Annotated in this window: 24 protein-coding genes; 5 read left to right on the top strand and 19 right to left on the bottom strand. The window is 63.7% G+C overall.

The window, feature by feature from the left end; genetic code table 11:
• Positions 1-18 precede the first annotated feature (18 nt).
• Entirely contained in the window at positions 19-1,572 is a 1,554-nt protein-coding gene (locus tag FHX14_RS00915; protein WP_184375491.1) for a winged helix-turn-helix domain-containing protein, read from the bottom strand.
• A gap of 126 nt (positions 1,573-1,698) precedes the next feature.
• Between FHX14_RS00915 and FHX14_RS00910 the strand changes: the two genes are divergently transcribed.
• Together FHX14_RS00910 and FHX14_RS00905 are read left to right on the top strand one after the other, a co-directional pair.
• Positions 1,699-2,160 carry a cupin domain-containing protein gene (locus tag FHX14_RS00910; protein ID WP_184375484.1) on the top strand — a complete coding sequence of 154 codons (462 nt, stop codon included), beginning with the start codon at positions 1,699-1,701 and terminating at the stop codon, positions 2,158-2,160.
• 420 nt (positions 2,161-2,580) lie between these two features.
• Entirely contained in the window at positions 2,581-2,985 is a 405-nt protein-coding gene (locus tag FHX14_RS00905; protein ID WP_184375481.1) for a helix-turn-helix transcriptional regulator, read from the top strand.
• A 31-nt stretch (positions 2,986-3,016) separates the two neighbouring features.
• On the opposite strand, the gene FHX14_RS00900 is transcribed toward FHX14_RS00905, so the two are convergent.
• The 13 genes from FHX14_RS00900 to FHX14_RS00840 all read right to left on the bottom strand — a co-directional run bounded on the left by FHX14_RS00900 (position 3,017) and on the right by FHX14_RS00840 (position 16,122).
• The gene (locus FHX14_RS00900; protein ID WP_003594963.1) at positions 3,017-3,283 is read right to left on the bottom strand and encodes a hypothetical protein; all 267 of its coding nucleotides are present in this window, start codon (positions 3,281-3,283) and stop codon (positions 3,017-3,019) included.
• Positions 3,284-3,348: 65 nt separating this feature from the next.
• Entirely contained in the window at positions 3,349-4,092 is a 744-nt protein-coding gene (locus FHX14_RS00895; RefSeq protein ID WP_184375479.1) for a TfuA-like protein, read from the bottom strand.
• Positions 4,089-5,351, bottom strand: coding sequence for a YcaO-like family protein (locus FHX14_RS00890; RefSeq protein ID WP_184375477.1), 1,263 nt, complete (start codon positions 5,349-5,351; stop codon positions 4,089-4,091). The genes FHX14_RS00895 and FHX14_RS00890 overlap by 4 nt, the downstream gene beginning before the upstream one ends.
• Positions 5,352-5,364: 13 nt before the next feature.
• On the bottom strand, positions 5,365-5,508 hold the full coding sequence (locus FHX14_RS00885) for a hypothetical protein (protein WP_164918697.1): 144 nt from the start codon (positions 5,506-5,508) through the stop codon (positions 5,365-5,367).
• A gap of 104 nt (positions 5,509-5,612) precedes the next feature.
• A complete protein-coding gene (locus FHX14_RS00880; RefSeq protein WP_184375475.1) occupies positions 5,613-7,565 on the bottom strand; it encodes a BTAD domain-containing putative transcriptional regulator in 1,953 nt (650 codons plus the stop codon).
• Positions 7,566-7,811: 246 nt separating this feature from the next.
• Positions 7,812-8,708: a carboxylating nicotinate-nucleotide diphosphorylase gene (gene nadC, locus FHX14_RS00875; protein ID WP_184375473.1), complete on the bottom strand. Its 897-nt coding sequence runs from the start codon at positions 8,706-8,708 to the stop codon at positions 7,812-7,814.
• A 1-nt stretch (position 8,709) separates the two neighbouring features.
• On the bottom strand, positions 8,710-10,269 hold the full coding sequence (locus FHX14_RS00870; protein ID WP_184375471.1) for an L-aspartate oxidase: 1,560 nt from the start codon (positions 10,267-10,269) through the stop codon (positions 8,710-8,712).
• Positions 10,266-11,237, bottom strand: a complete 972-nt coding sequence (gene nadA, locus FHX14_RS00865) for a quinolinate synthase NadA (RefSeq protein ID WP_184375469.1) — start codon at positions 11,235-11,237, stop codon at positions 10,266-10,268. The genes FHX14_RS00870 and nadA overlap by 4 nt, the downstream gene beginning before the upstream one ends.
• Positions 11,238-11,306: 69 nt before the next feature.
• Entirely contained in the window at positions 11,307-12,203 is an 897-nt protein-coding gene (locus FHX14_RS00860; protein ID WP_184375467.1) for a hypothetical protein, read from the bottom strand.
• Positions 12,204-12,604: 401 nt separating this feature from the next.
• Positions 12,605-13,417, bottom strand: a complete 813-nt coding sequence (locus FHX14_RS00855) for a 3-methyl-2-oxobutanoate hydroxymethyltransferase (protein ID WP_184375465.1) — start codon at positions 13,415-13,417, stop codon at positions 12,605-12,607.
• A 42-nt stretch (positions 13,418-13,459) separates the two neighbouring features.
• The gene (locus tag FHX14_RS00850; protein ID WP_184375463.1) at positions 13,460-14,686 is read right to left on the bottom strand and encodes an FAD-dependent oxidoreductase; all 1,227 of its coding nucleotides are present in this window, start codon (positions 14,684-14,686) and stop codon (positions 13,460-13,462) included.
• An 11-nt stretch (positions 14,687-14,697) separates the two neighbouring features.
• Entirely contained in the window at positions 14,698-15,012 is a 315-nt protein-coding gene (locus tag FHX14_RS00845) for a MocE family 2Fe-2S type ferredoxin (RefSeq protein WP_003594985.1), read from the bottom strand.
• Positions 15,013-15,033: 21 nt separating this feature from the next.
• Positions 15,034-16,122, bottom strand: a complete 1,089-nt coding sequence (locus FHX14_RS00840) for a fatty acid desaturase family protein (RefSeq protein WP_184375461.1) — start codon at positions 16,120-16,122, stop codon at positions 15,034-15,036.
• A gap of 131 nt (positions 16,123-16,253) precedes the next feature.
• Between FHX14_RS00840 and FHX14_RS00835 the strand changes: the two genes are divergently transcribed.
• Together FHX14_RS00835 and FHX14_RS00830 are read left to right on the top strand one after the other, a co-directional pair.
• Entirely contained in the window at positions 16,254-17,282 is a 1,029-nt protein-coding gene (locus tag FHX14_RS00835) for a LacI family DNA-binding transcriptional regulator (RefSeq protein ID WP_184376224.1), read from the top strand.
• A 163-nt stretch (positions 17,283-17,445) separates the two neighbouring features.
• On the top strand, positions 17,446-18,258 hold the full coding sequence (locus FHX14_RS00830; RefSeq protein ID WP_184375459.1) for a TIM barrel protein: 813 nt from the start codon (positions 17,446-17,448) through the stop codon (positions 18,256-18,258).
• Positions 18,259-18,305: 47 nt separating this feature from the next.
• On the opposite strand, the gene cobM is transcribed toward FHX14_RS00830, so the two are convergent.
• Positions 18,306-19,064, bottom strand: a complete 759-nt coding sequence (gene cobM, locus FHX14_RS00825; protein WP_184375457.1) for a precorrin-4 C(11)-methyltransferase — start codon at positions 19,062-19,064, stop codon at positions 18,306-18,308.
• Between the two features lie 4 nt (positions 19,065-19,068).
• On the bottom strand, positions 19,069-20,301 hold the full coding sequence (gene cbiE, locus FHX14_RS00820) for a precorrin-6y C5,15-methyltransferase (decarboxylating) subunit CbiE (protein ID WP_184375455.1): 1,233 nt from the start codon (positions 20,299-20,301) through the stop codon (positions 19,069-19,071).
• Here cbiE and FHX14_RS00815 point away from each other — a divergent pair.
• Positions 20,300-21,070 (top strand): cobalt-precorrin-6A reductase, encoded by a 771-nt coding sequence (locus FHX14_RS00815; protein ID WP_184375454.1) that lies wholly within the window; start codon positions 20,300-20,302, stop codon positions 21,068-21,070. The two genes, cbiE and FHX14_RS00815, sit on opposite strands and share 2 nt — an antisense overlap.
• On the opposite strand, the gene FHX14_RS00810 is transcribed toward FHX14_RS00815, so the two are convergent.
• Genes FHX14_RS00810 through FHX14_RS00800 form a run of 3 tightly spaced genes read right to left on the bottom strand, consistent with a single transcriptional unit; the run spans position 21,034 to position 23,155 of the window.
• Positions 21,034-21,798: a precorrin-3B C(17)-methyltransferase gene (locus FHX14_RS00810; RefSeq protein ID WP_054184011.1), complete on the bottom strand. Its 765-nt coding sequence runs from the start codon at positions 21,796-21,798 to the stop codon at positions 21,034-21,036. The two genes, FHX14_RS00815 and FHX14_RS00810, sit on opposite strands and share 37 nt — an antisense overlap.
• Positions 21,795-22,526: a precorrin-2 C(20)-methyltransferase gene (locus FHX14_RS00805; protein WP_054184012.1), complete on the bottom strand. Its 732-nt coding sequence runs from the start codon at positions 22,524-22,526 to the stop codon at positions 21,795-21,797. Before FHX14_RS00805 ends, FHX14_RS00810 begins: the two co-directional genes overlap by 4 nt.
• Positions 22,523-23,155: a precorrin-8X methylmutase gene (locus FHX14_RS00800; RefSeq protein WP_012555378.1), complete on the bottom strand. Its 633-nt coding sequence runs from the start codon at positions 23,153-23,155 to the stop codon at positions 22,523-22,525. The genes FHX14_RS00805 and FHX14_RS00800 overlap by 4 nt, the downstream gene beginning before the upstream one ends.

The raw sequence follows: 23,155 nt of genomic DNA, 5'->3' as shown, positions 1-23,155 counted from the left end.
GTAGCTTCCCTATGTGCGCTACTCCGGCAGGCCTGCGGCGCGTAACGCGTCGCCAAGGCATTTCGCGAGCGCCGGTGCGCAGTCGACGCCGGCGAACTGGCGGCCGAAGCGAAACGTCGGATGCAGCTCAAGGACCTGCGTTGCGGCTGCTCTCGCTTCTTCCAGCCGGCCGAGCTTGGCCAGGGCGGCAGTTAATTGCACATGAGTGATGCTGTGTGCGGGATTGGCCTGAACGGACTTGTAGGCGGCGCGGCAGGCTTCATCATAGCGGCCGCGCAACAAATGGCTCATCGCCTGTGCGTCGAATGCGGCGAAAGCCCATGGGTCGAACGGGCTTAGCCGCATGCCCTGCTCGCTCCATTCGATAGCCCGCTCCGCTTCTCCGCTCCATCCGAGAATGACGCTTCCCAAGATATAGGTCAGGGCTGATGAGGGGCTAATGGCGAGCGCTGCTTCCAATGCGGTGTAGGCCGCCTTGCGGTCATGCCCATCCATGCCGATGGAGAACCCCGCAAGGGTCAGGGCGGAGGCATCATCCTGCCCGTGGAGGATGGCCGCGCGGGCATGGCGTATCGAAGCGGCGCGGTCGGCTTCCTGCAAGCCGGCCCGGAGGAAGAGGCAATGACGGGACATCGCGGCATTGCCATGCGCCAGAGCATAAGCCGGATCGAGCTCGATGGCGCGTTCAAGCAGCACGAGCGCTTGCGCAACCCGCTCAGGCATGCCGGAATCCACGTCGGGTTGCGCCCGCAGCACGAGGTCATAAGCATCGAGGTTGTCGGGGCGCTTGCGCTTTACCCTATCGATTTCGGCACGCCGCAGGCTGGGGGCGATGGCGCCGACAGCCGACAAGGCGATCTCATCCTGCAGCGCAAAAATATCGGTGAAGCTGCGATCGTACCGCTGAGCCCATAGGTGAGCGCCGGTCGATGCGTCGACCATCTGGCCGATCACGCGCACGCTGTCGCCGGCTTTGCGCACGCTGCCTTCGAGCACATAGCGGACGCCGAGTTCGCGGCCGACCTGCTTCACGTCAACGGCGCGACCCTTATAGATGAAGCTCGAGTTGCGCGCGATGACGAGCAGCCAATTGATGCGCGCCAGGCCGGTAATGATGTCGTCAACCATGCCGTCGGCGAAATAATCCTGTTCAGGATCGCCGCTGAGGTTCGAGAACGGCAAGACGGCGATTGAAGGCTTGTCGGGCAATGTCAGCGCTGCCCTCGTCAAGGCTTCCGTCGCTGGGGCGGATCCGTCAACTGCGACCGCTGGTCCGACATAGCGATAGCCGTGTCGCGGCAGCGTCTCGATCCAGCAGGCGCCGCCGCTCAGCTTTTCGAGAACCCGCCGAAGGGCTGCGATCTGAACTGTTAGGTTGCTGTCCTCTATCGCTTGGCCGGGCCATGCGGTTTCGATTAACGTTTCCTTCGAAACGGGTGTGCCCGCCCGCTGCAGGAGCAGCACAAGCAGCGCGACCGCCCGCTGACCGAGCGGCATCGGCTCGGCGCCGTGGAAGAGAATCCCGGCACTGGCGTCAAGGCGAAACGGGCCGAAGCTGAGGCTTGTTACCATTTTCGAAGAAGATACCGTTTGCAATCTTTTCGCAACAATTTCGCAACGGCTTCACGACTGACCGACACGGCGGTGGCATTCTGTGCCGGCGTCCGCGCAAGCAGTACCCAGCCAATGGAGGATCAGATGAGCGCCGCCCCTGTCATCCGCATGCCCGACGAGAACAAGGGGGTCATGCTGCGTGACCATCCCATGGTTTTTCTTGTCACCGGTGAGGATACGAAACACACGAGCATGTTCGACTGGACGATCCCGGCCGGATTCGTGACCGGCCTTCATATCCATCGCGTGCAGGAGGAAACCTTCTTCGTGCTTGATGGAGAATGCGTGTGGCACGTCGGCGAAAAGACGATCCGCGCGACGCCAGGCACTTATCTGTTCATTCCACCGGGCGTGCCGCACAACATCACCAATGTCAGCGAAAAGCCGGCACGTGTGCTGATGACGGTCTCCCCGCCCGGACACGAGCATTATTTCGAAGAGCTTGCCAAGCTCGCCGAACGCGGCACTCCAGACCCCGCGGCTCTTGCTGACCTGCGGAACCGCTACGATACCGATCAGATCTCCACGCTGACGACCGGAGCGTAGGCTTCCATTTTCCGAGCCGACGCGCTGAATATAGATCCGATTGATCTGGCCCGTATCACGCCCTGAAAGCGCGCGACCACCTTTAACAACGTGGTGACGTCGGAGACCGGCGCTCCAGGGGCGCGAGTCCTGGTCTCAACCGCCTCGCTGCCCTCACTTTCCTAGGGCAGATGACGGCCGCCACCAAGGTACACTATCGCCCTCCCCGCAGGACGCCGCGTCACAAAATCACATGATGTGCTGTGCCTTACAAAAGTGCTACTCTGGCATGTCTTTTGCTTCTGTAAGGATGAAGCGACGCAGTGTATCGGTTTGGGACGACTTACCGCCGAGCAATTGCTAGCTTTAGCCATCTCAGGTAAAAGTTGTCTGACACGGATTTGGCGAATAACTTCAGTCCGTGTCCTCAGGAGGGAAAAAATGAAAGAAGAACCGCATTCCGTCGACGTTCACGTCGGAAAGACTATCCGTATCCAGCGTCTATTGAGGAAAGTATCTCAGACGGAACTGGGCGACCGTGTCGGCGTAACGTTCCAGCAGATCCAGAAATACGAAAAGGGTTCCAACCGCGTTTCCGCCAGCATGCTGGTTGAAATCGCAGGCGCGCTGAAGGTCGACGTCAGAACATTTTTCGACGATCTGTCGGACCCCGATACGGCCAACGACAATCCGGCTCCCAGCGAGGAGTTCATTATCTCGCGCGAAGGCGTGCTTCTCAATGCGGCGTTCTTTTCGATCAAGAACGAAGCTCTTCGCAAGAAGATCCTGAAGCTCGTCCAGGCGATTGCCCATACCGAACAGCTGGACGGCGAAGCGGCCGAATAGGCCGGTTATCCCCCAGCGATCCGCATGAGGGTCAGTGGCGATCGATCAGGATCAGATTCTCGCTGGCGTCCTTCATTGCGATCTTGGCTTTGCTGCCGAGCAGTTTCTCGAGATTGACGTCTAGTTCCCGGTCGGGATCTATGCCGTCCCAATCGATCACGACCTGCAGCAGCGCCATGTTCGTCAGGTGCATCAGATTCCGCAGCTGAAGCTTTTCAGCCTCCTCCTTGGCTGCCGACAGCAGCCGGAAGATCCTTGCGTATTCGCTGCCTGTACCTTCGTTGCGTTGTTCAAACATCGTTCCCGCCTCTTTGGCCGTGAAACCGTACGATTCCATTACCAATGCATATTCCGCGGTGACCGTTATTCGAGCGTTACAGGAACCGCATTGCGCGTGACTTCGGCGTGCAGCAGCTCCCAATGCGAGGTCGCGGCAAAACGCCAGTCACGGTTGACAGCCATGAATTCGTCCCGGCGCAGCCAATCCAGCACCAGCCGGGCGTCGTTGCGCTTGCGCTCGACACGATGCAGGCGGACAGCGACGAGGATCTGGTCGCGGCGCGGCTTGCGGAAATGGCACTCGTCGACGACCTTGGCATAGGTGCGCTCGGAAAAATGCAGGAAACGGCCGGCAAGCAGCAGTTTCTTGCGCTCGCTGGACGAGATCTCACCACTGGTCAGAAGCGCCTCGATCGTCGGCTCGAAATCGACCCAAGGCACGGAGAGCGGCAGCCAGCCAAGCGCCTGCGGCGCATGCACCAGCGCGACGGCCTCGTCGTCGAGCAGCCGCCCGGTCTCGTAATCCTCGAAGATCGAGCCGAGCCCGACCATGCCAAAAGGCGCGCATTCGGCCGCCCGCAACGCGCCCATGCTGGCACCGCCGGCAACGGCGACATCGTGCTCGAGCGCGAACAGAATTTCCTTGTGCCAGACTGAAGGCAGATCGCCGAAATATCCGTCGACGAGACCGATGGCGGTGGCGCCGTCGTGAACGGCCTTCAGGATGTCGCCGCAGGCAGCCGGCGGCCGGAAATCGATGCGAGGGGATGTGGCTCTTACCGCGGCGAGATCGCTGCCAAGGCTCGGACCGACGAACAGCACCTTCATGACTGGGCTCCCCTCATGGTGTTGACCGCCCGCATGCCGAGCTGGATGTACTGGCCGGAGATATCGACCTCCAGGCCCGGCACGATGACCCTGACGACGGAGACCGGCAGAGCCCGGTGCGCAAACGGCACGACGACGATCTGCTCGATGCCGGTCGCCGCCAGCCGGCCGGCGATATGGCCGATGGTTTCCTGGATCGTCGCCGGGCGGCTCTGACGCGGCTGGAAGGCGCGCATGCGGCCGCCGCCCTCGCAAAGTTCGACCACCTGCTGCATCGCCGCGCTCTGGTCGAGCCGCTGATAGACGCGCGGCGAAAAATCGTCGCGGCTGCCGGCAATTGCGGTCAGCCGGCTCTGCGCCGCTTCGGTGATGGCGCGCAGCGCGGCGCGCACGGGATCGGGATGGCAGCCGCAGCCGCCGCAAACATGGGCCCAGCGTGCATCGACGCGGTCGGAAAGATTGCCGGGCATGATGACGGCGAGAAAGGCGGGAACGCCGATATCGGTGGTCATGTCAAGGAGCAGCAGCCGCATGCCGGCGCGCGCGATCCGGTCGGTCATGACATCGATGACTGCGTCGCCGAAGGAGGCGGGATCGATGCGGCTCTCCTTCAGCCGCTCGGGCGATTTCAGCTGGGTCAGGGCCCAGGCGTCGCGCTCCACCAGTTCGCAGAGCCCGTGCAGGACGGCTTCGGACGGCGTGTTGCCGGAGGCCAGCCCATCGCTCGACTGTTCAAAACCCGGCGGTCTTTCGCCGCGGTGGTCGAGGCCGACCAGCCACCAGGGCACGAAGACGCTGCTGCCGGAAAGGATGTCGAGCCCGGAGCACCAGGGAATGGGTCCGCTGCCGATCTCGTCGGGCGCGCAGCGGGCGACATTGTCGAGATCGATCATGGCCGCATTTTCCGCCCGCATGCCGGCGACGGTCGCCTCCGTCAGGTCGGCGGGCGGGATTTCGGCGATCCGTGTCTCGATCGCTTCCATGGCGGCCGAGGTCATGGCGGCATCATTGTCGATGCCCTTGCCCTGGAAAACCGAGAGCGAATGGCTGTTCGGCCGCGTCGCGAAGGCGACGGGGATGTTCAAGACGTCGAGCGCGGTCAGCAGGCCGACGCGCGTGATGCCGAATTCGCGCAGATGCGGCCGGATGGCCGCCAAGGTCTGAGCCGGCGTGACGGCACGGTCGTGATAATCGCTGACGCCGGCCGATGATCGTTTGAGGTCACCGGCAAGCGTTTCAAGATCGGTGAAAACAGACATCCGTTTCTGTTCCTTAGCGGAACCTCAGCGCATGCGTCAGGCTCTCGAGCGCATTGGCGGAAACGCTGAGTTCATCTTGTTTCATCGCTGCTCTGGCAGCTGCAGAGAAGCGCAGGGACTGTGTCTGAACTGCGGTGGTTTCAGCATTCGTCTTCATGTTCCATCTCCGATTGGTTGGGCAGCGCTTGCTGCCGTTAACCATCGGAGGGAAACATTGCCTGCGTCATTTAAGCGTTACAGGCTTCGTTAAAAGGCGATGCATCAGGGAAGACCGGCGAGTTGCAGGCCTTTTATCAGCGGTTCTGTGAAGGCGGGATCGCGATCGGGGACGAAATGACGAATGTCCTCGCTGCGGAAATCGGGGAAGTTTTCCAGCACCGTTCGGGCATAGTTCTGAGCCTTGCCGGTATCACCTGCCATCGCATGCGAGGCGGAAAGCAGACGCGCCGTCGCCTGTTTGGTCTTCACCGGTTCCAGCGCGTCGATCGCCTTTTCATACTCTTCGCGCATGAAGTGGATGCCGCCGAGGTTCCAGTAATAATAATCCGGCGGCAGTGGATTGAGTTTGAAGGCTGCGCGGCTGAGCTCCAGCGCCCGGTCGAAATCGCCGTCATGGGAAAGCGCGTCGGCGAAATCGGCGAGGATGTCGGCATCGTTGGGATTGAGATCCTGGGCCTGCTGGAAATATTCCAGGCTTTCGTCGAAGCGGCGGCGATAAAGCGCCACAAAACCGAGTTCGCGATAGGCCCGGCCGCTGTTCGGGTCGGACTGCTGCGCAAGGCGGGCAGCACCATTCGCCTCGTCGAGCAGTTCCTTGTCGCGCATGCCGCGGATCAGCCATTCCATGCCGAGCGCCCGCGACACGCCGGCATGGGCGGCCGAGAAATGCTCGTAACGATTGAGCGAAGATTTGAACCATTTGCGCGCCTGGCGCAGGTGCTGCAGGTCGGTTTGGGCGATCAGCCGCTTGCCTTCGAGATAAAGGCGATAGGCGGAAGCCGGCGCATCGCCGATCGGCATTGCCAGTTCGTGGCGCTCGATCGTGTCGGCGAGCGAGGAGACGATCCGCCGCGTCAGATGCGCGAAGGACTCGCTGATCTTCTGCATCACGAGCGGCAGTTCCAGCGCCCAGATCACCTCCGACGTCGTCGTCCGCGTCAGCCGGCAGGTGGCAAAGACATCCTCGTCGCGGCCTTGGATGGTGACGTAGACCGCATAGTCGAAGCTGAGGTCGAGCGGGCCGGGCACGGCCCGCGCCGGATCGATCGAGCGGCTGAGGATTTCGAGGCTCGTATGCGCCGCGATCACCTTGAAGCCGCGCTGTTGGCTGAGGCCGATGGTGACGTCTTCGAGAAGCGCCCGGCCGACACGCTCCATCAGCGGATCGGTGAAGATGCTTTCCGGCGGCAGGATGATGATGCGAGGCTGGCCGAGCAGATTGGCGAACATGCCCGATGCAGACGGGCGCTCCGGCGCAGCTGCCTGTGCCGCCGGGATCAGGCCGAGTTCGCGGGCAAGCGCGGTGGTGCTTTCCTCCGGCTCGGTATCGAAGTCGTCCTTCAGCTGGCTCTTGCACTTCAGATAGGCCTGACGGGCCGCGGCCGCATCGTTCAGCCTGACATAGGTGCGCATCAGGGCCCGATAGGCCGTCTCGCTGGCAGGGTCGAGTTCCAGCAGGCGCCGGGCAAACGCCACCTGCTCGTCATCCGATCCGTCTTCCGATGTTTCGATCAGCCGGGTGAGATGGGCCGAGCGCAATTCGTCGACACGCTGGCGCTCAAAGGTCAGCCAGTCCTCGGCGCCCTGCGTCGGCGATTTGGCGCCTTCCAGCAGTTCGCCGTTCAGCATATCGCTGTCTTCGGGGGCGAGCGGCCCTTTCTGCTTCAGGATATGAACGTCGACCTCCCAGCCGTCCGCCAGCCCGATATGGGTGCGGGTCGCGGCAAGCAGCGGTGGAAGATCGGCGGGAATGCTCTGCTCGATACGCGACAGCAGCTGGCGCAGGCTGCCCGCGCGCTTTTCCGGCAGTTCAGATTGCCAGAGCTGCCGCCTGACGGTTTCGCGATCGAGTTCGAGATTGGCTTCGGCGGTCAGCATGGCGAGGAGAAAATAAGACTTCTCCGGCAAGGGGAGTTCCCTCCCCGCTGCCAGCAGCCGCGGTCTTCCGAGCAGGCACAGCCTGTTCTTCGACATCTGTCCGGATGTCCGTTGCATCCCGGTCTTACCCCTGAAAGCCAAGGCGCGCAAACGCAGCCGCCGCTTAAATCATCGTAGTGCTATAAGGGCGCCGCGCATAGCGGTTTTGCTATAAAAAGAAGAAATTTCAGCGAATATTTGCATTTTCGCCTGCCGCTCGCCAAGAAGATGCTTCGTCAACACTTGCTGATGGCATGCTGTGGGCCTTCTGTAGCGGGAGTTGTTTGAACAATCGCCAGCTTCAAGACCCAGCTGTCAAGCCGATTACAGCACCTGTGCAACCCGTTTCGGGCTCGTTTCCGTGGCGGCGGCTTCGATGAAATCGAGCCCGATATCCAGTACCGGCGCGCTATGCGTCAGCCAGCCGACGGAAATGAGGTCGACGCCGGAGGCGGCGATTGCTCCAGCCGTTGCCGGTGTGACGCGGCCGGAGGCCTCGGTGATCGCCCGGCCGGCGACGATGGCGACGGCATCGCGCAGTTGCGCGGGCGTCATATTGTCGAGCAGAACGGCGTCGACGCCGGTCTCCATCGCGTCGCGCAGCTGATCGAGGGTATCGACTTCGACCTCGATCTTCACCAGATGGCCGACGCCGGCCCGCGCCCGGCGGATCGCCTCGGCGACGCCGCCGGCAATGGCGACGTGATTGTCCTTGATCAGCACCGCGTCATAAAGCGCGAAGCGGTGGTTCATGCCACCACCGGCCCGCACCGCATATTTTTCCAGCGCCCGCAGCCCCGGCGTCGTCTTGCGCGTGCAGGCGACGGAGGCTTTGGTGCCGCGGATGGCGGCGGCAATCTCGGCCGTCACGGTGGCGATGCCGGAGAGATGGCCGACGAAATTCAGCGCGGTGCGCTCGGCTGTCAGCAGGCCGCGTGAGGGACCTTCGATGGTGACGATCACGTCGCCGGGTTTGACCGCATCGCCGTCCTGGAGATGGCGGCGCACGGCGATACCAGGATCGACGAGGGTGAAGGCGAGTTCGGCTGCATCGAGGCCGGCGATCACGCCCTGCTGACGGGCGGCCATCACCACCGTCGAGCGATGATCGTGGGGGATGACCGACGCCGAGGTAATGTCGCCGGCAAGACCGAGATCTTCGAGCAGGGCTGCCCGGACCAGCGGTTCGACAATCAGGCGCGGAAGCGGAACGAGGCTCATCTCAGGCACTCCTTGCAAGAGTATAGAGCGGGGCAAGGGCATAGGGCGGCTTGGCGCGGGCGATTTCCAGCGCTTGGGAAAGGCGCATCTGGCGCCGGTCGGTAGCGCCGAGCTTCAGCGGAAAATCGGTGCGGGCATGGGCGCCGCGCGATTCCGTCCGCAGGCTGGCAAAGACGGCAATCAGCAGCGCGACGATAGCAGGATCGGCGGCGGGGCCGTCGCCTTCGGCCAGCGGTAGCAGCGCGGCGATCGCGCCCTCAACGGCGCCGGCATTGCGCAAGACGCCGAGATGGCGTGAGACAATCGGCCGGACGAGCGATGCATCGGCTGGCGCCGGCAGTCTCTCGGCGAAGCGGGTGCCGGGACGGCTCGCCGGCATGGAAGAGAGGTCGCGCGCCGCCCGCATGCCCATCACCGCCGCCTCCAGCAGCGAATTGCTGGCGAGCCGGTTGGCGCCGTGCAGGCCGGTCGAGCCCGCCTCGCCTACGACCCAGAGTCCTGCAACCGAGCTGCGGCCGTTGGCATCCGTCGCAACGCCGCCCATGTGATAGTGAACGGCCGGGCGTACCGGAATGAGGTCTTTCGCCGGATCGATGCCGGCCTCGCCGCAAAGGGCTGAGATGACCGGAAAGCGGGTGGAAAACCGGCTGCCCAGCGCATCGCGGGCATCGAGGAAGACCCGGCCGCTGCGGGCGATTTCGGCGCTGATGGCGCGCGCCACCACGTCGCGCGGCGCAAGCTCGGCGCCCGGGGTGCGGGCCATGAAGCGTTCGCCGCGTTCGTTGACGAGCAGAGCCCCCTCGCCGCGCACCGCCTCGCTGACGAGCGCCAACGGCCTGCGACGGGAATCGAGCGCCGTCGGATGGAACTGGACGAATTCCATATCAGTGAGATCGGCACCCGCCCTTGCCGCGAGCGCGATGCCCTGGCCGAAATTGCCCATCGGATTGGTGGTCGCATCGTAAAGCCCGCCGATGCCGCCGGTGGCGAGCACGACTTTCGAACTCGGCAGGATGGCGGCGCCGTTGGCGGTCGCGCAGAGCAGGCCGGCGACACGCTCGCCATCCATTATGATCCGCCGCGCCTCAAAACCTTCGAGCACGGTGATGGACGGTGTCTGCTTCACCGCCCGCACCAACGCGGCGACGATCGCCGCCCCCGAACCATCGCCTTCGACGTGGACGATACGGCGGCGGCTATGGGCAGCCTCCAGCCCGAAAGAGAGTTCACCGGCGGTATTTCTGTCGAAACGGACGCCGGCCCGCTCCAGCGCTGAGATCGCCGCGGATGCTTCGGTGATGATGCCGGCGGCGACCGTAGGATCGCAGAGGCCGTCGCCGGCAACGAGCGTATCGGCAAGATGCAGCGCCGCGCTGTCGTCGGCGCCCATGGCGGCGGCGATGCCGCCCTGCGCCCAGGCGCTCGACGTCTCGGTGCCGAGGGCGGCGCGCGTGACGATGACGCAAGGTTCGGGCGCCAGTGTCAGGGCGGTCATCAGCCCGGCAAGGCCGCTGCCGACGATCACCGTCTGTCCGGCGAGATTGTGGAGAATCTCGGTCATATCGCCAGCATCCTTTCGACGGCGCGGCGCGCCGCCACGGCAATTGCCGGGTCGACGGTCACCTCGTGGCGGTTTTCCTCGAGCGCCGCACGGATATTGGCCAGGGTGATCCGCTTCATATGCGGGCAGAGATTGCAGGGGCGAATGAACTCGACCTCGGGATGATGCACGGCGACATTGTCGCTCATCGAACATTCGGTGAGCAGCACGACGCGCGCCGGTTTCTGCCGGCCGACATAATCCGACATGACAGCGGTGGAGCCGGCAAAATCGGCCTCGGCCACCACCTCGGGCGGGCATTCGGGATGGGCGAGCACCGTCACGCCTGGATGGTTTTCGCGCAGCTGGCGCACGTCCTCTGCGGTGAAGAGTTCATGCACTTCGCAATGCCCGTGCCAGGCGATGATCTCGACATCGGTCTCGCGGGCGACGTTGCGCGCCAGATATTCGTCCGGGATCATCAGCACCTTGGGCACGCCGAGCGATTCCACTACCTGTTTGGCATTGCCCGAGGTGCAGCAGATATCCGAGGCGGCCTTCACCGCCGCCGAAGTGTTGACATAGGTGATGATCGGCACGCCGGGATGAGCCTGGCGCAACAGCGCGATATCTTCAGGCGTGATCGAATCCGCCAGCGAGCAGCCGGCGCCGAGATCGGGGATCAGCACGGTTTTCTCGGGGTTCAGAAGCTTGGCGGTCTCGGCCATGAAATGCACGCCGGCCAGCACGATCATATCGGCATCGACCTCGATCGCCTTGCGGGCGAGCGCCAGGCTGTCGCCGACGATATCGGCCACACCGTGAAAGATCTCGGGCGTCTGATAGTTGTGCGCGAGAATGACGGCGTTGCGGCGGCGCTTGAGCTCGAGAATGGCGTCGACGTCGTTTTCGAACGTCATCCATTCGGCTTTGGGAATGACGCGGCTGACGCGCTCGTAGAGCGAGGATGCGGAAACAGAATGATTCATAACCGGCTCCTTATTATGCTCTATTTGAGCATATCACGGGCAAATAGATATTCTCACGGTGAGCATATGTCAATTGCGGGAGAGCGGTAATTTCGTTCCGGCCAGCGCCCTTTCTTCGAGCACCGTGTGGCGGAAGCGGAAGAGTTTGGCCGGCCGGCCGCCGGTTTCGCTTTCCGTGCCGCCGGTTTCCTCGACCAGTTCCTGCTGTTCGATCAGGCGGCGGAAATTCTGCTTATGCAGCGTCAGCCCCGCGAGCGCCTCGATGGTGCGCTGCAGCCGCAGGAGCGTAAAGCTCTCCGGCATCAGTTCGAAGACGACCGGGCGGTATTTGATCTTGGCGCGCAGCCTTGCGATCCCGGTCGCAAGAATTCGGCGGTGATCGGCAAACATCGCCCGGCCGAGATTCGCTTCACCAGCGCATCCGGCTTCGGCGACGAGCCCCGCTTCATAGAGCAGTTCGTAGCGCTGCAGCGCCAGATCCTCGTTCCAGCCGCCGCCGTCGAGGCCGAAGGCGAAATCCGCCCGGCGATGGCGGTGGTCGCGCCTGAAAGAATCGGCATCGGCCCAGTGGCTGAGCCGCGTCATGATCTCATCCAGCACGGCCGGCCGGCCCTTCCGGTGGTCTTCCCAGGGAAAATATTCATACCAGCCGTGCCAACCCGGCCGGCCGGCGCCCGACTGCTCGTTGACGAGGCCGAGATAGCTGATCGAGATCGTCCGCCCGCCGGGGATATCGTTGTTCCGGTCGCGGTCGGCGAAGGTATAAAGCTGCTCGAGATAGCCGACGGGATGCTCCGTCTGCTCCTGCACCCATTCGCGCAGGCCTGATTGCAGGGTGCGATGGCCCATTTCGAACGGGCCCGACGGCAGCGCATTGCCGGAACGGATCGTCATCACACGCGGCTCATCCCCCGTCACCGCGACGAGCACCGCAATCAATTCTGCATGCGCAAAGCCAATCGTCACAGGGGACCGAATACTCCGTTCCGAAAGGGTCATTCCTGACACAGGCGGGGGCGGAAGCCAATGGCGGGTTCCCCCTTCTCCCCAACGGGAAGACGGTGCCGGAGGCGGTTGAGGGGGCGCCTCGGTATGCAGCGTTTGCCTTTCGCTTGCCGCTCAAGGCGTTCGTTGCTGGCGCTCCTCACCCCCCCCCGCATCTGCCTTACGGGCATCTTCTCCCCGCTGGGGAGAAGGGGGAGCAAGCCGCGCGGTGGCCATTCCTATAGCAAAGGTCTCAAGAGGAGTGGGACGTTGCCACACCCCCTTCTCCCCAGCGGGGAGAAGATGCCGGCAGGCAGATGAGGGGGTGAGCGAAGCGAATGCGCTGAGCGTAAGCGAAGGCAACGTCAGGCGGGCACTTATCCTCAACGATTTCCCGTCCCGCCGGCCAGCCCATCCAGGAAAATCTTCAATTCCGCTTCGTCGATGCCGACGAGATGGCGGTTTTCCGGGTAGGCGCCGGTGCGGACATCCTCGGCGAATTCGGTGAAGGCGGCGATGCGTTCGCGCTGCAGCCGGTCGTGTTCGGCGGCGAAGTTGCGGTAGACCTTGGCATGGCGCGGATAATGGTCGCGATTGGCGCCGAGCACGTCGTCGGCGAAGAGATATTGGGCGTCGCAGCCGCTGCCGGCGCCCATGGAGATCATCAGCATCGCGGTGTTGCTGCTGATGGCGGCGGCGACCTCGCCCGGCACGACTTCGATTTCGGCGGCGAAGGCACCGGCCTCTTCCAGCGCCTTGGTCTGTCGCCAGATCTCGGCAGCACTTGCCGCCGTCTTGCCGACGGCGCGGAAACCGCCGGTCCAGGTCGCCTTCGACGGGATCAGCCCGAGATGGCCGCAGACGGGAATGCCCTCATCGCGCATTCGCCGGATCGTCTGCAGGCTGGCAGCGCAATAGACCGCATCGCCGCCGGCCTTCAGCGCGGCGAAGGCGGCGCGCAGATAGTCCTCGGCCGAGACGTGGTCGCCATATTCAAGGCCCGGAATGGCAAAGGGCGTCGGGGCGATCTCGCGAAAGACCGGGCCGAGCAGCGAGGGCGGCACCGAGACGATGTCGATCCCCGCCTTTTCGGCAGCATCCGCCTCCTCCAGCGAGGTGACGCGCAGCATGGTGAGCTGGCGCTTGCCCTTTTCCGCCAGCAGATCGGCGACGGTCGCGCGCTTATGTTTCTTCATCGTCAATTCCTTTGAAAATATAGGGTGAATATATCGGGCGGCTCAGGCGGCCAGCAGGGATTTCAGTTTGACGTCATTGGCTGCGAGCGCCGTGGGATCCGGATGGGCGCGGGCTGCGATCAGCATTTCGGCAAGGCGGATGTCGCGCGCCACCGAATTGCCCGGCCCGATGCCGCTTGCGGCGATCAATCGTCCGTCGGCGTCGAGATGGAACAGAATGAAGGCGCCTGCGCTGAGATCGCGGCGCTGATGCGTGACAGCGCCTTCGGCAAGGCCGGCAATTTGCAGCGTCATGTCATATTGATCCGACCAGAACCACGGCACCGCTGAAACGGCTTCATCGAGGCCGAGCATGTTGGCCGCGGCCAATGTGCCCTGCTCCTGGGCGTTGCGCCAGGATTCGAGCCGCACCCGGCGCCCGCCATAGATCGACAGCGGAAAGGAGCAGCAGTCGCCGGCGGCAAAGACATCCGGTGCCGAGGTCTTGAGATTGACATCGACGGCAATGCCGTTTTCGACCGTCAGCCCGGCTTTTTCGGCGATCTCGACGTTCGGCCGCGCGCCGATGCCGACAAGGGCGAGATCGGATTCGATCACTTCGCCGCCCGACAATCGGATCAGGGCCTTCCCGCCTTCCTCGGTCAGCCTTTCGATCGAGACGCCGCAGCGGATATCGACGCCCTCGGCGCGGTGGCGCTCGGTCAGGAGATCGGCGATTTCTTCCGGCACGCCGCGCTTCAGCACACGTTCCAGTCCCTCGATGACGGTGACCTCGGCGCCGAGGATGCGCGCCGTCGCCGCAAGTTCTAGCCCGATGAAGCCGCCACCGATGATGGCGATATGCTTGCCCGGCTTCATCACATCGCGCAGTGCCGCCGCATCGCGATGTGTCCGCAGCGAGCGAATATGGGCGCTGCCCTCCGGCGTGCCGGGGAACGAACGTGCGGCTGCGCCCGTCGACAGCAGAAGCTTGTCATAGGAAAGCGTCGTCCCGTCGGAAAGCGTGATTGTCCTGGATGCGATATCCAGATCCCTGGCTTCGAGGCCGGTCAGCAGCCGAATGCCGCTATCGGCGTATTTTTCCAGTGCAGCGATGAATTTCGGATCGCTGGCATCGGCGGAACCCGCCTTTGAAAGCGGCGGCCGTTCATAGGGATGAAGGGGTTCGGCGCCGACAAGCGTTATTTCGCCGTCAAAACCCTTTTCCCGCAGCGCGAAGGCGGCACGCGCACCGCATTCGCCTGCCCCCAGAATGACGAAATGAGCCACACCAGCCTCCGTCAGAGCGAGATGAAGACGGCGCCGCCTTCGATCTTGACAGGATAGGTCTTGAGATTGACGCAGACCGGCGCACCCTTGGCTTCGCCCGTCTTGTAGTTGAAGCGGCCATTATGCTTCGGACATTCGATGATCTCATCCATGACGAGCCCGTCGGCGAGATGGATTTGTTCATGGGTGCAGAGCCCGTCGGTCGCGAAGAATTCGTCGTCGGGGCTGCGATAGACCGCAAAGGTGCGCCCGCCATGATCGAAGCGGATGACATCCTCTTCGTCGATCTCGTCCTTGCCGCAGACCTCGATCCAATTTCCGCTCATCTTATCCTCCCTTAATTGTGATTATTGCGCGGCCGGGGCCAGCTCATTGTGGAATTCCTCGCGATAGGGCCGCGCGGTGGCCGGCAGTTCGCGCTTGAGGAAATAATCCTCGTTGCGCAGCTGGCGCAGGAAGGCCGGGATCATCTCGCGGTAGCCTGACAGGATTGAAGCGTTCGGCGCCGGCAGGTCGTGCTTGATCATCGCGTGCAGCCTGGGCAGCGCGTGGTAGGGCACCATCGGGAACATGTGATGTTCGACGTGGTAATTCATGTTCCAGTAGATGAAGCGGCTGATCGGGTTCATGTAGACCGTGCGGCTGTTCAGCCGATGGTCGATGACATTGTCGGCCAGGCCGCCATGCTGCAGCAGTCCGGTCAGCACATGGTGCCAGGCGCCGTAGAGGCGCGGCAGGCCGATCAGCATCAGCGGCAGGATCGAGCCCATGGCGACCGCGGCGACGATCGTGGCAAGATAGATCGCCAGCCAGATGCGGGCGATGCGGATCGCTTTCGGCTGCTCCATCTCGGGAATGAAGGTCTTCTCCGCCGCGCCGATAAAACCGGCGGCGTTGCGCAGCATGTCGACGATCGCATGCCAGACATCGAGAATGCCGAAGAAATTGAGCACCAGCCGGAAGAGATCCGGCGGCCGCATGACGGCGATCTCGGGATCGCGGCCGACGATGACGGTATCGGTGTGATGGCGCGCATGGCTCCAGCGCCAGGTCACCGGATTGCGCATGATCAAGAAGCAGGCGATCTGATAGACGGCATCGTTCATCCAGCGCGTCTTGAAGGCGGTGCCGTGACCGCATTCGTGCCAGCGGCTGTCGGAGGCCGAGCCGTAGAGCACGCCATAGGCGAGGAAGAAGGGGACAGCGATCCAGGAGCCCCAGAAATAGATGCCGAGCCCGGCAAGGACCAGCATGCTGCCAAGCCAGATGACGGTGTCACGGATCGCCGGCGCATCGGAGCGCTGCATCAGCGCCTTCATCTCCTTGCGCGGAATATCGGTGTGATACCATTCGGCTGCCGCCAGCCCCGTCTCGACGGCGGTGCGGCCGCTTTCGCCGAGCAGGTCGTAGTCCCGTTTCTGTGCCTCGATCGCCATCGTCCGCCTCCCGTTCTGCCGTTGCCGAGAGAATAGGTTGACTTCGGAAGAGGCTCAATGCAGGTTTGATGCAATCTATCAAAACCTATCATGAATGGCTCGCATTCGTGATCGAATCCATCAGGAACGTCATGCGCCGCCCCACCATATCCGATCTCGCTCGCGCCTCCGGCGTAAGCGTCGCCACTGTCGACCGGGTTCTCAATGCCCGCCACCGCGTGCGGGAGGAGACGGCGCGGCGGGTCTATGATGCGGCCCAGCAGATCGGCTACCACGCCGTTGGCCTGATCCGGCAGCGGGTCTTCGAGGACCTGCCGCAATATAAGCTGGCTTTCCTGCTGCAAAAACCGACGCAGTCCTTCTACCAGAGCTTCGTGCGCGAGATCGAAACCGCAGCGCGTGCGGTGACGACTGCGCGCATCCAGACGCAGATCGACTTTCCCTCCGCCGCAACACCGGCGGCGATCGTCGAAAAGATCAGGACGCTCGCCGCCCGCAATCAGGCCGTTGCTCTCGTCGGCCCGGATTATCCGGCGGTGACGACGGCGGTCGAGGAATTGAAGGAGCGCGGCATTCCCGTCTTCTCGCTGCTCTCCGATCTCGCCACCGGCGTGCGCGATGCCTATGTCGGCGTCAACAACCGCAAGGTCGGGCGCACCGCCGCCTGGACGATTGCGCGAACGGCGCGCAAGCCCGGCAAGGTCGCCTGTTTCGTCGGCAGCCACCGCTTCCACGGCCATGAATTGCGGGAGATCGGTTTTCGCTCCTATTTCCGCGAGAATGCGCCGGAATTCGACGTCTTGGATACGCTGATCAACCTCGAGACCGCCGAGATCACCCATGAGGCGACGCTGACGCTGCTGCAGAAACATCCCGATCTCGTCGGCCTTTATGTCTGCGGCGGCGGCATGGAGGGGGCAATTTCCGCGTTTCGCGAAGAGAACGTCGATGGCCGGATCGTGCTTGTTGTCAACGAGTTGACACCGGAGAGCAAGGCCGGCCTTGCCGACGATATCGTCACCATGGTGGTCGCGACGCCGCTGCCTGCTCTCTGCAAAGAGCTTTTGTCGCTGATGGTCGGCGCGATCGAGCATGGCGAGGCCGCCGTTCCCGGCCAATCCTTCCTGCCTTTCGACATCTACATCACGGAGAATATCTGAGGAATGATGGAATTCTATCATTGCGGCTGAAATTCTTTCAGCAATGAGGGCCGTCGCCGGCGATGGCGGATGGATTGCCCTCCGAATTCCGATAGAGATTCGTTCGCCCATTCACGAGGAACTGCTCCGCCTGTGTCGCGGAGACGAGGAGGATATATCCGTCATGACTTCGATCCGCTTTGCGCTCAACCATATGGCAGCGCCGTCGCTTGCCATCGATGATTTCTTCGCGCTGGCAAAGTCGCTCGGCATCGGTTCGGTCGAGATCCGCAACGACCTTTCCGGCAATGCCATTCTCGACGGCACCAAACCCGAAGCGATCAAGCAAGCCGCTGCCCGCCATGGGCTGACGATCATCTCGATCAATGCCCTGCAGCGCTTCAACGAGTGGAATGAAGCCCGCGCGAACGAAGCGCAGGCGCTGATCGATTATGCCAGCGCCTGCGGCGCCAAGGCGCTGGTCCTCGTTCCGAAGAACGACGGCACCGGCTGCGCCGACGGGGAACGCCAGACCAATCTGCGCCAGTCTCTGACGGCGCTGAAGCCGATGCTTGAAAAAGCCGGCATTATCGGCCTCGTCGAGCCGCTCGGCTTCGAGATCTGCTCGCTGCGCTCGAAGACAGAGGCGGCCGAGGCGATCAAGGAACTCGGCGCGCAATCGACCTTCAAGCTGGTCCACGACACCTTCCACCATCACCTTGCCGGCGAAGCCGCAACCTTCCCGGAGCTTTCCGGCCTCGTGCATATCTCTGGTGTCAGCGACCCCTCTGTTTCCGTTTCCGATATGCGCGATTCCCATCGCGTGCTCGTCGATGGCGACGACCGGCTCGACAATGCCGGACAGATCAAGGCGCTGCTGCAGGCAGGCTATAACGGCCCCTTCTCCTTCGAGCCCTTCGCAGCCGAAGTGCATGCGGTCAAGGATCCGGCCGCAGCACTTCGCGCCAGCATGGACTATCTCACCGCGCGGGTTTGAGGCTAGCGAATTCATGATCGGCCGCCGGTGCGGCCGATCATGGCAAGCTATTCGCGACCTCGGAACCGGCGCTGATAGGCCGAATCGTAGAGTGAACTCTCACGGAAATCTTCTGCCGCGAGCGAGGGGCCGACGAAGATGATCGCCGTGCGTTCGATCGGCTCGGCCGCAACCTTGGCTTCGATATCGGACAGTGTGCCGCGCAGCACGCGCTCGTCCGGCCAGGAGGCTTTGACGACGATCGCGACCGGGCAGTCGCTGCCATAAAGCGGCGTCAATTCCTCCACCACCTGCTTCAGTGCATGGATTGCCAGATGGATCGCCAGTGTGGCGCCCGTCGCGCCGAACCTGGCGAGCGTCTCGTCGTTCGGCATCGGCGAAGCGCGGCCGGACACGCGGGTGAGCACCAGGCTTTGGGCGACGGCCGGGATGGTCAGCTCGCGCCCGAGCGCCGAGGCTGCGGCGGCAAAGGCCGGCACACCGGGCGTCATCGTATAGGCGATGCCGTGTTTTTCCAGCCGGCGTACCTGCTCGGCGACCGCACTCCAGACCGATAGATCGCCGGAATGCAGCCGGGCGACATCCTGGCCGGCTGCAGCGGCGCTGAGATATTCCGCCTCGATTTCGTCGAGCGACATCGGCGCGGTATCGACGATGCGCGCATTCGCCGGGCAATATTGCAGCAGTTCCGGCGAGACGATCGAGCCGGCATAGAGGCAGACCGGGCATTGGCCGATGAGATCGCGGCCACGCACGGTGATCAGATCCGCAGCCCCAGGCCCCGCGCCGATGAAATGCACCGTCATCTCGTCATCCTTTCGTCCAGCGCCACTGGGTCACCGGCATGGCCGGCCGCCAGCCGCTCATGCTGCCGACAGGTCCCGCGCGCGATATTTCGATCCGTATCAGCGAGCCGCCGCGTTTTGCCTGTTCGGAAAGCAGCATTGCTTCCATCTCCAGGGTCACGGCATTGGCAACCAGCCGCCCTCCCCGCTTCAGTGGAGCAATCGCGGCATCGATGACGCCGGGCTCGCTGCCGCCGCCGCCGAGGAAGATCGCGTCCGGTTCCGGCAGGCCCGCCAGCGCGCCGGGCGCCCTACCTTCGATGACGGCAAGATGCGGCACGCCGAAGGCGGATGCGTTGCGGGCGACGCGCGCGGCCCGCTCCGGCGACTGCTCGATGGCGATCGTCTTCAGCGAGGGATCGGCCAGCATCCATTCGATGCCGATCGATCCGGAACCCGCGCCGATATCCCAGAGCAGCTGACCGTGACACGGCGCCAGCGCCGACAGCGTCACCGCCCGGATTTCGCGTTTGGTGATCTGCCCGTCATGCTCGAACAACTCGTCCTCGAGCCCCGCGGCGAAAGGCAGAATGCGCGCCCCCTCCCCTGCCGCGATTTCGAGTGCGCAGACGTTCAGGGAATCGATGTCGGCGAGATCGAAATCGGCGGCAGTGGCGCTTCTCCGCCGTTCCCGCACTCCGCCAAGCGTCTCGAGCACTGTAAGCCGCGACTGACCGAAGCCGGTGGCGGCAAGCAGCGTTGTCAGCTCGCCGGGCCCCTTTTCGTCGGAGGTCAGCGCGAGGATGCGCCGCCCGGGGTGCAGATGCGGCCGGATCAGGTCGATCGGCCTGCCATGCAGCGAAATCGTCGTGACATCCTGCAGCGGCCAGCCAAGGCGCGACGCGGCAAGGCTGAAGGCCGAGGGCGCCGGGATGGTGTGCATCTCCTCGGCCGCCACATGGCGGGAAAGCGTTGCGCCGACGCCGTAGAGGAACGGGTCGCCGGAGGCGAGCACGACAACGGGCGTGCCGCGCCTTTGAAGGAGGGCATCGACCGAGCGTTCGAACGGGTTCTGCCAGTAAAGCCTTTCGCCTGTGATAAGTGACGCGGCAAGCGCATGGTGCCGCGCCCCTCCGAAGACGGCCGGTGCGGTAGCGATTAGCCGCCTCGCCTCTTCGCCGAGCCCTTCTGGACCATCTTCGCCGATGCCGATAATAGTCAGCCAGCGCGGGCCTGGAGCAGGAGAGACATCAGACATGGGAAGACCTCGCATTCTGATCCTCGGCGGCACCGGCGAAGCGCGGCTGCTCGCCGAGGCGCTGGCGGCACGGGGAAATTGCGATGTTCTTTTGTCGCTGGCCGGGCGTACCGAAAAACCAGCCGCGCAGCCGGTTCCGGTCCGCATTGGTGGTTTCGGCGGTGCCGCGGCGCTTGCCGATTACCTGAAGGTCGGGGGATATGACCTGCTGATCGACGCCACGCATCCCTTCGCCGAGCGTATTTCCGCCAATGCCGCCTTTGCGGCCGAGGCCAGCGGCATCGCTGCGATCGCTCTCCGCCGTCCCGAATGGCAACGCCTGCCGGGCGATCGCTGGCAGGAGGTGCGAAGCATTCCGGCGGCGATCGAAGCGCTCGGCTCTTCCCCTCGCCGGGTCCTCCTGGCGGCGGGCCGGCAGGGCGCGCATTTTGCCGAAGCGGCGCCGCAGCATTTCTATCTCATCCGCAGCGTCGATCCCGTCGCGCCGCCGCTGGCGCTTGCCAATGTCGACTATCTCCTCGACCGCGGTCCGTTCACGCTGGAAGGCGAGTGCGCTTTGCTGAAGCAGCACGACATCGACGCAATCATTGCCAAGAACAGCGGCGGTGCCGCCACCTATGCGAAGATCGAAGCGGCTCGCCTGCTCGGCATCGAGGTGATGATGGTGGCGCGCGCAACGGCATCCACAGTCAAAACGGTCGAAACTATCGAGGCGGCGCTGGCGGCGGTCGATCACCTCGTCGCCCCCGCCATGAAGCGCGGCGTGTAGACAAGGTCCAGCCGGCCGGGCCGCGCGACGATGCGGGTCTCGGCCGAGCCGATGATGACGCAGGTCGCCATATCGGCCATCGAGGCATCGGCCTGTGACAGCTGCTCTACGGCGATGCGCTCGTCCGGCCGGCCGGCCGCTCGCCCGAAAATGACCGGCGTCGTTGCCGGCAGATGCTCGCGCAACAGCTTGAAGGCTTCGCCAAGCTGCCAGGGCCGCGCCCGGCTGATCGGATTGTAAAGGGCGATGACGAAGCCGGCCTTGGCCGCCAATTCGAGACGGTTTTCTATTATATTCCAAGGCTTTAGATTGTCTGACAGCGAAATGGCGCAGAAATCGTGGCCAAGCGGCGCCCCGGCTCTCGCCGCTACCGCCAGCATGGCGGTGATGCCGGGCAGGATGGTGAGATCGACGGCGCGCCAGGCTGCCGGCCCATTCTCGATCGCTTCGCAGACGGCGGCAGCCATGGCGAAGACACCGGGATCGCCGCCGGAGACGACGCAGACCTTGGCGCCATCGGCCGCCATCGAAAGTGCGGCCCCTGCCCTGTCGAGCTCTTCGCGATTGTCCGAAGCATGCCGTAGCTGATCGTCGCGGAGCTGCAGCCTGTCGAGATAGGGTCCGTAACCGAAGAAATCCGTCGCCGCCTCGACAGCAGCCAACGCTTCCGGCGTCATCTGCTCGGGATTGCCGGGGCCGGTGCCGATCACGAAAAGAGCTCCGCTCATCGGCTGCCCTCCCAGCCCGGCACCAGCACGAGCGAAAAATACGGCGCCTCGCCATCAGATCTGTCGGCAAGCTTTTCCATCGCGGCATTCGCCATGGTGCCGCGTTCGACATAGACGGCTTCCGTCAGCCGGCCGGCGGCTTCCAAGGCCCGGCGGATTTTCGGCAGATTGCGGCCGACCTTCATGATGACGGCGGCTTGCGTATCGGCCAGCCGGCGCGTCAGCTCGGTCTCAGTCATCGTACCGGGCAGTACGGAAAGCACATCATCCCCCTGGACGATCGGCATGCCGGCCAAGGACCAGCAGCCCGACATGGCGCTGATGCCGGGGATCACTTCCGTCGGGTAGCGCTGGGAAAGTCTGACATGCAGGTGCATGTAGGAGCCATAAAACAGCGGATCGCCTTCGCTGAGCACGGCGACGGTCAGTCCGGCATCGAGATGGCCGGCGATGGTTTTGGCGGACCGGTCGTAGAATTCTGTGATCAGGCTCTGGTAGCGTTCGTCGTTCTTGTCGATCTCTGTGGTGACGGGATAATAGAGCGGCAGCAGCGTCACGCCGGATTTCAAGAGCGGCTCGACAATCGCCTTGCCGTTGCCGCCCCTCCCCTGCTTGGCAAAATAGGCAATGACGTCTGCGCCTTCGATGGCGCGGACAGCTTTAAGGGTCAGAAGCTCCGGGTCGCCGGGACCGGTGCCGACGCCGATGAGACGGCTGCTTGTCGTCATAGGCCTGGCCTCGCCAGCGCATTGAGCGCTGCAGCCGTCATGGCGCTGCCGCCGAGCCGGCCGCGGACGATGGCAAAGGGTACGCCGTAGGAATTCTCCGCCAGCGCATCCTTCGATTCCGCCGCGCCGACAAAGCCCACCGGCATGCCGAGGATCGCTGCGGGTTTCGGGGCGCCGTCGCGCAGGAGTTCGAGCAGGTGGAAGAGCGCGGTCGGCGCATTGCCGATCGCAACGACGCTGCCGCCGAGCCGGTCGAGCCACAGATGCATGGCGGCAGCCGATCGCGTATTGCCGGTCTTAAGCGCCAGTTCCGGCGTGGCTGGGTCGCGCAGCGTGCAGATCACCTCGTTCAGCGCCGGCAGCCGCGCCCGGGTCACGCCCTGGGAGACCATTTCCGCGTCGCAGAAGATCGGCGCCCCGCCCTTCAGCGCTGCGCGCGCAGCGCCGACGAAATCGGCCGAGAACAGGAAATGCTCGGCCGCCTCGACCAGTCCGCAGGCATGAATCATGCGTACGGCGATGTCGGCTTGATCTTCGGTGAAGCGCGAAAGATCGGCCTCGGCGCGGATGATCGCAAAAGAACGCTCGTAGATCGCGTCGCCGCTGCGGATGTAATCGTAGTCTGGCAT

Origin of the sequence: Rhizobium sp. BK619 (genome assembly GCF_014195245.1) — a bacterium.
Classification (GTDB): Bacteria; Pseudomonadota; Alphaproteobacteria; order Rhizobiales; family Rhizobiaceae; genus Rhizobium; species Rhizobium acidisoli.
Note: the sequence above shows the minus strand (reverse complement) of the source record. Positions and strands in the feature narration are given on the sequence as shown.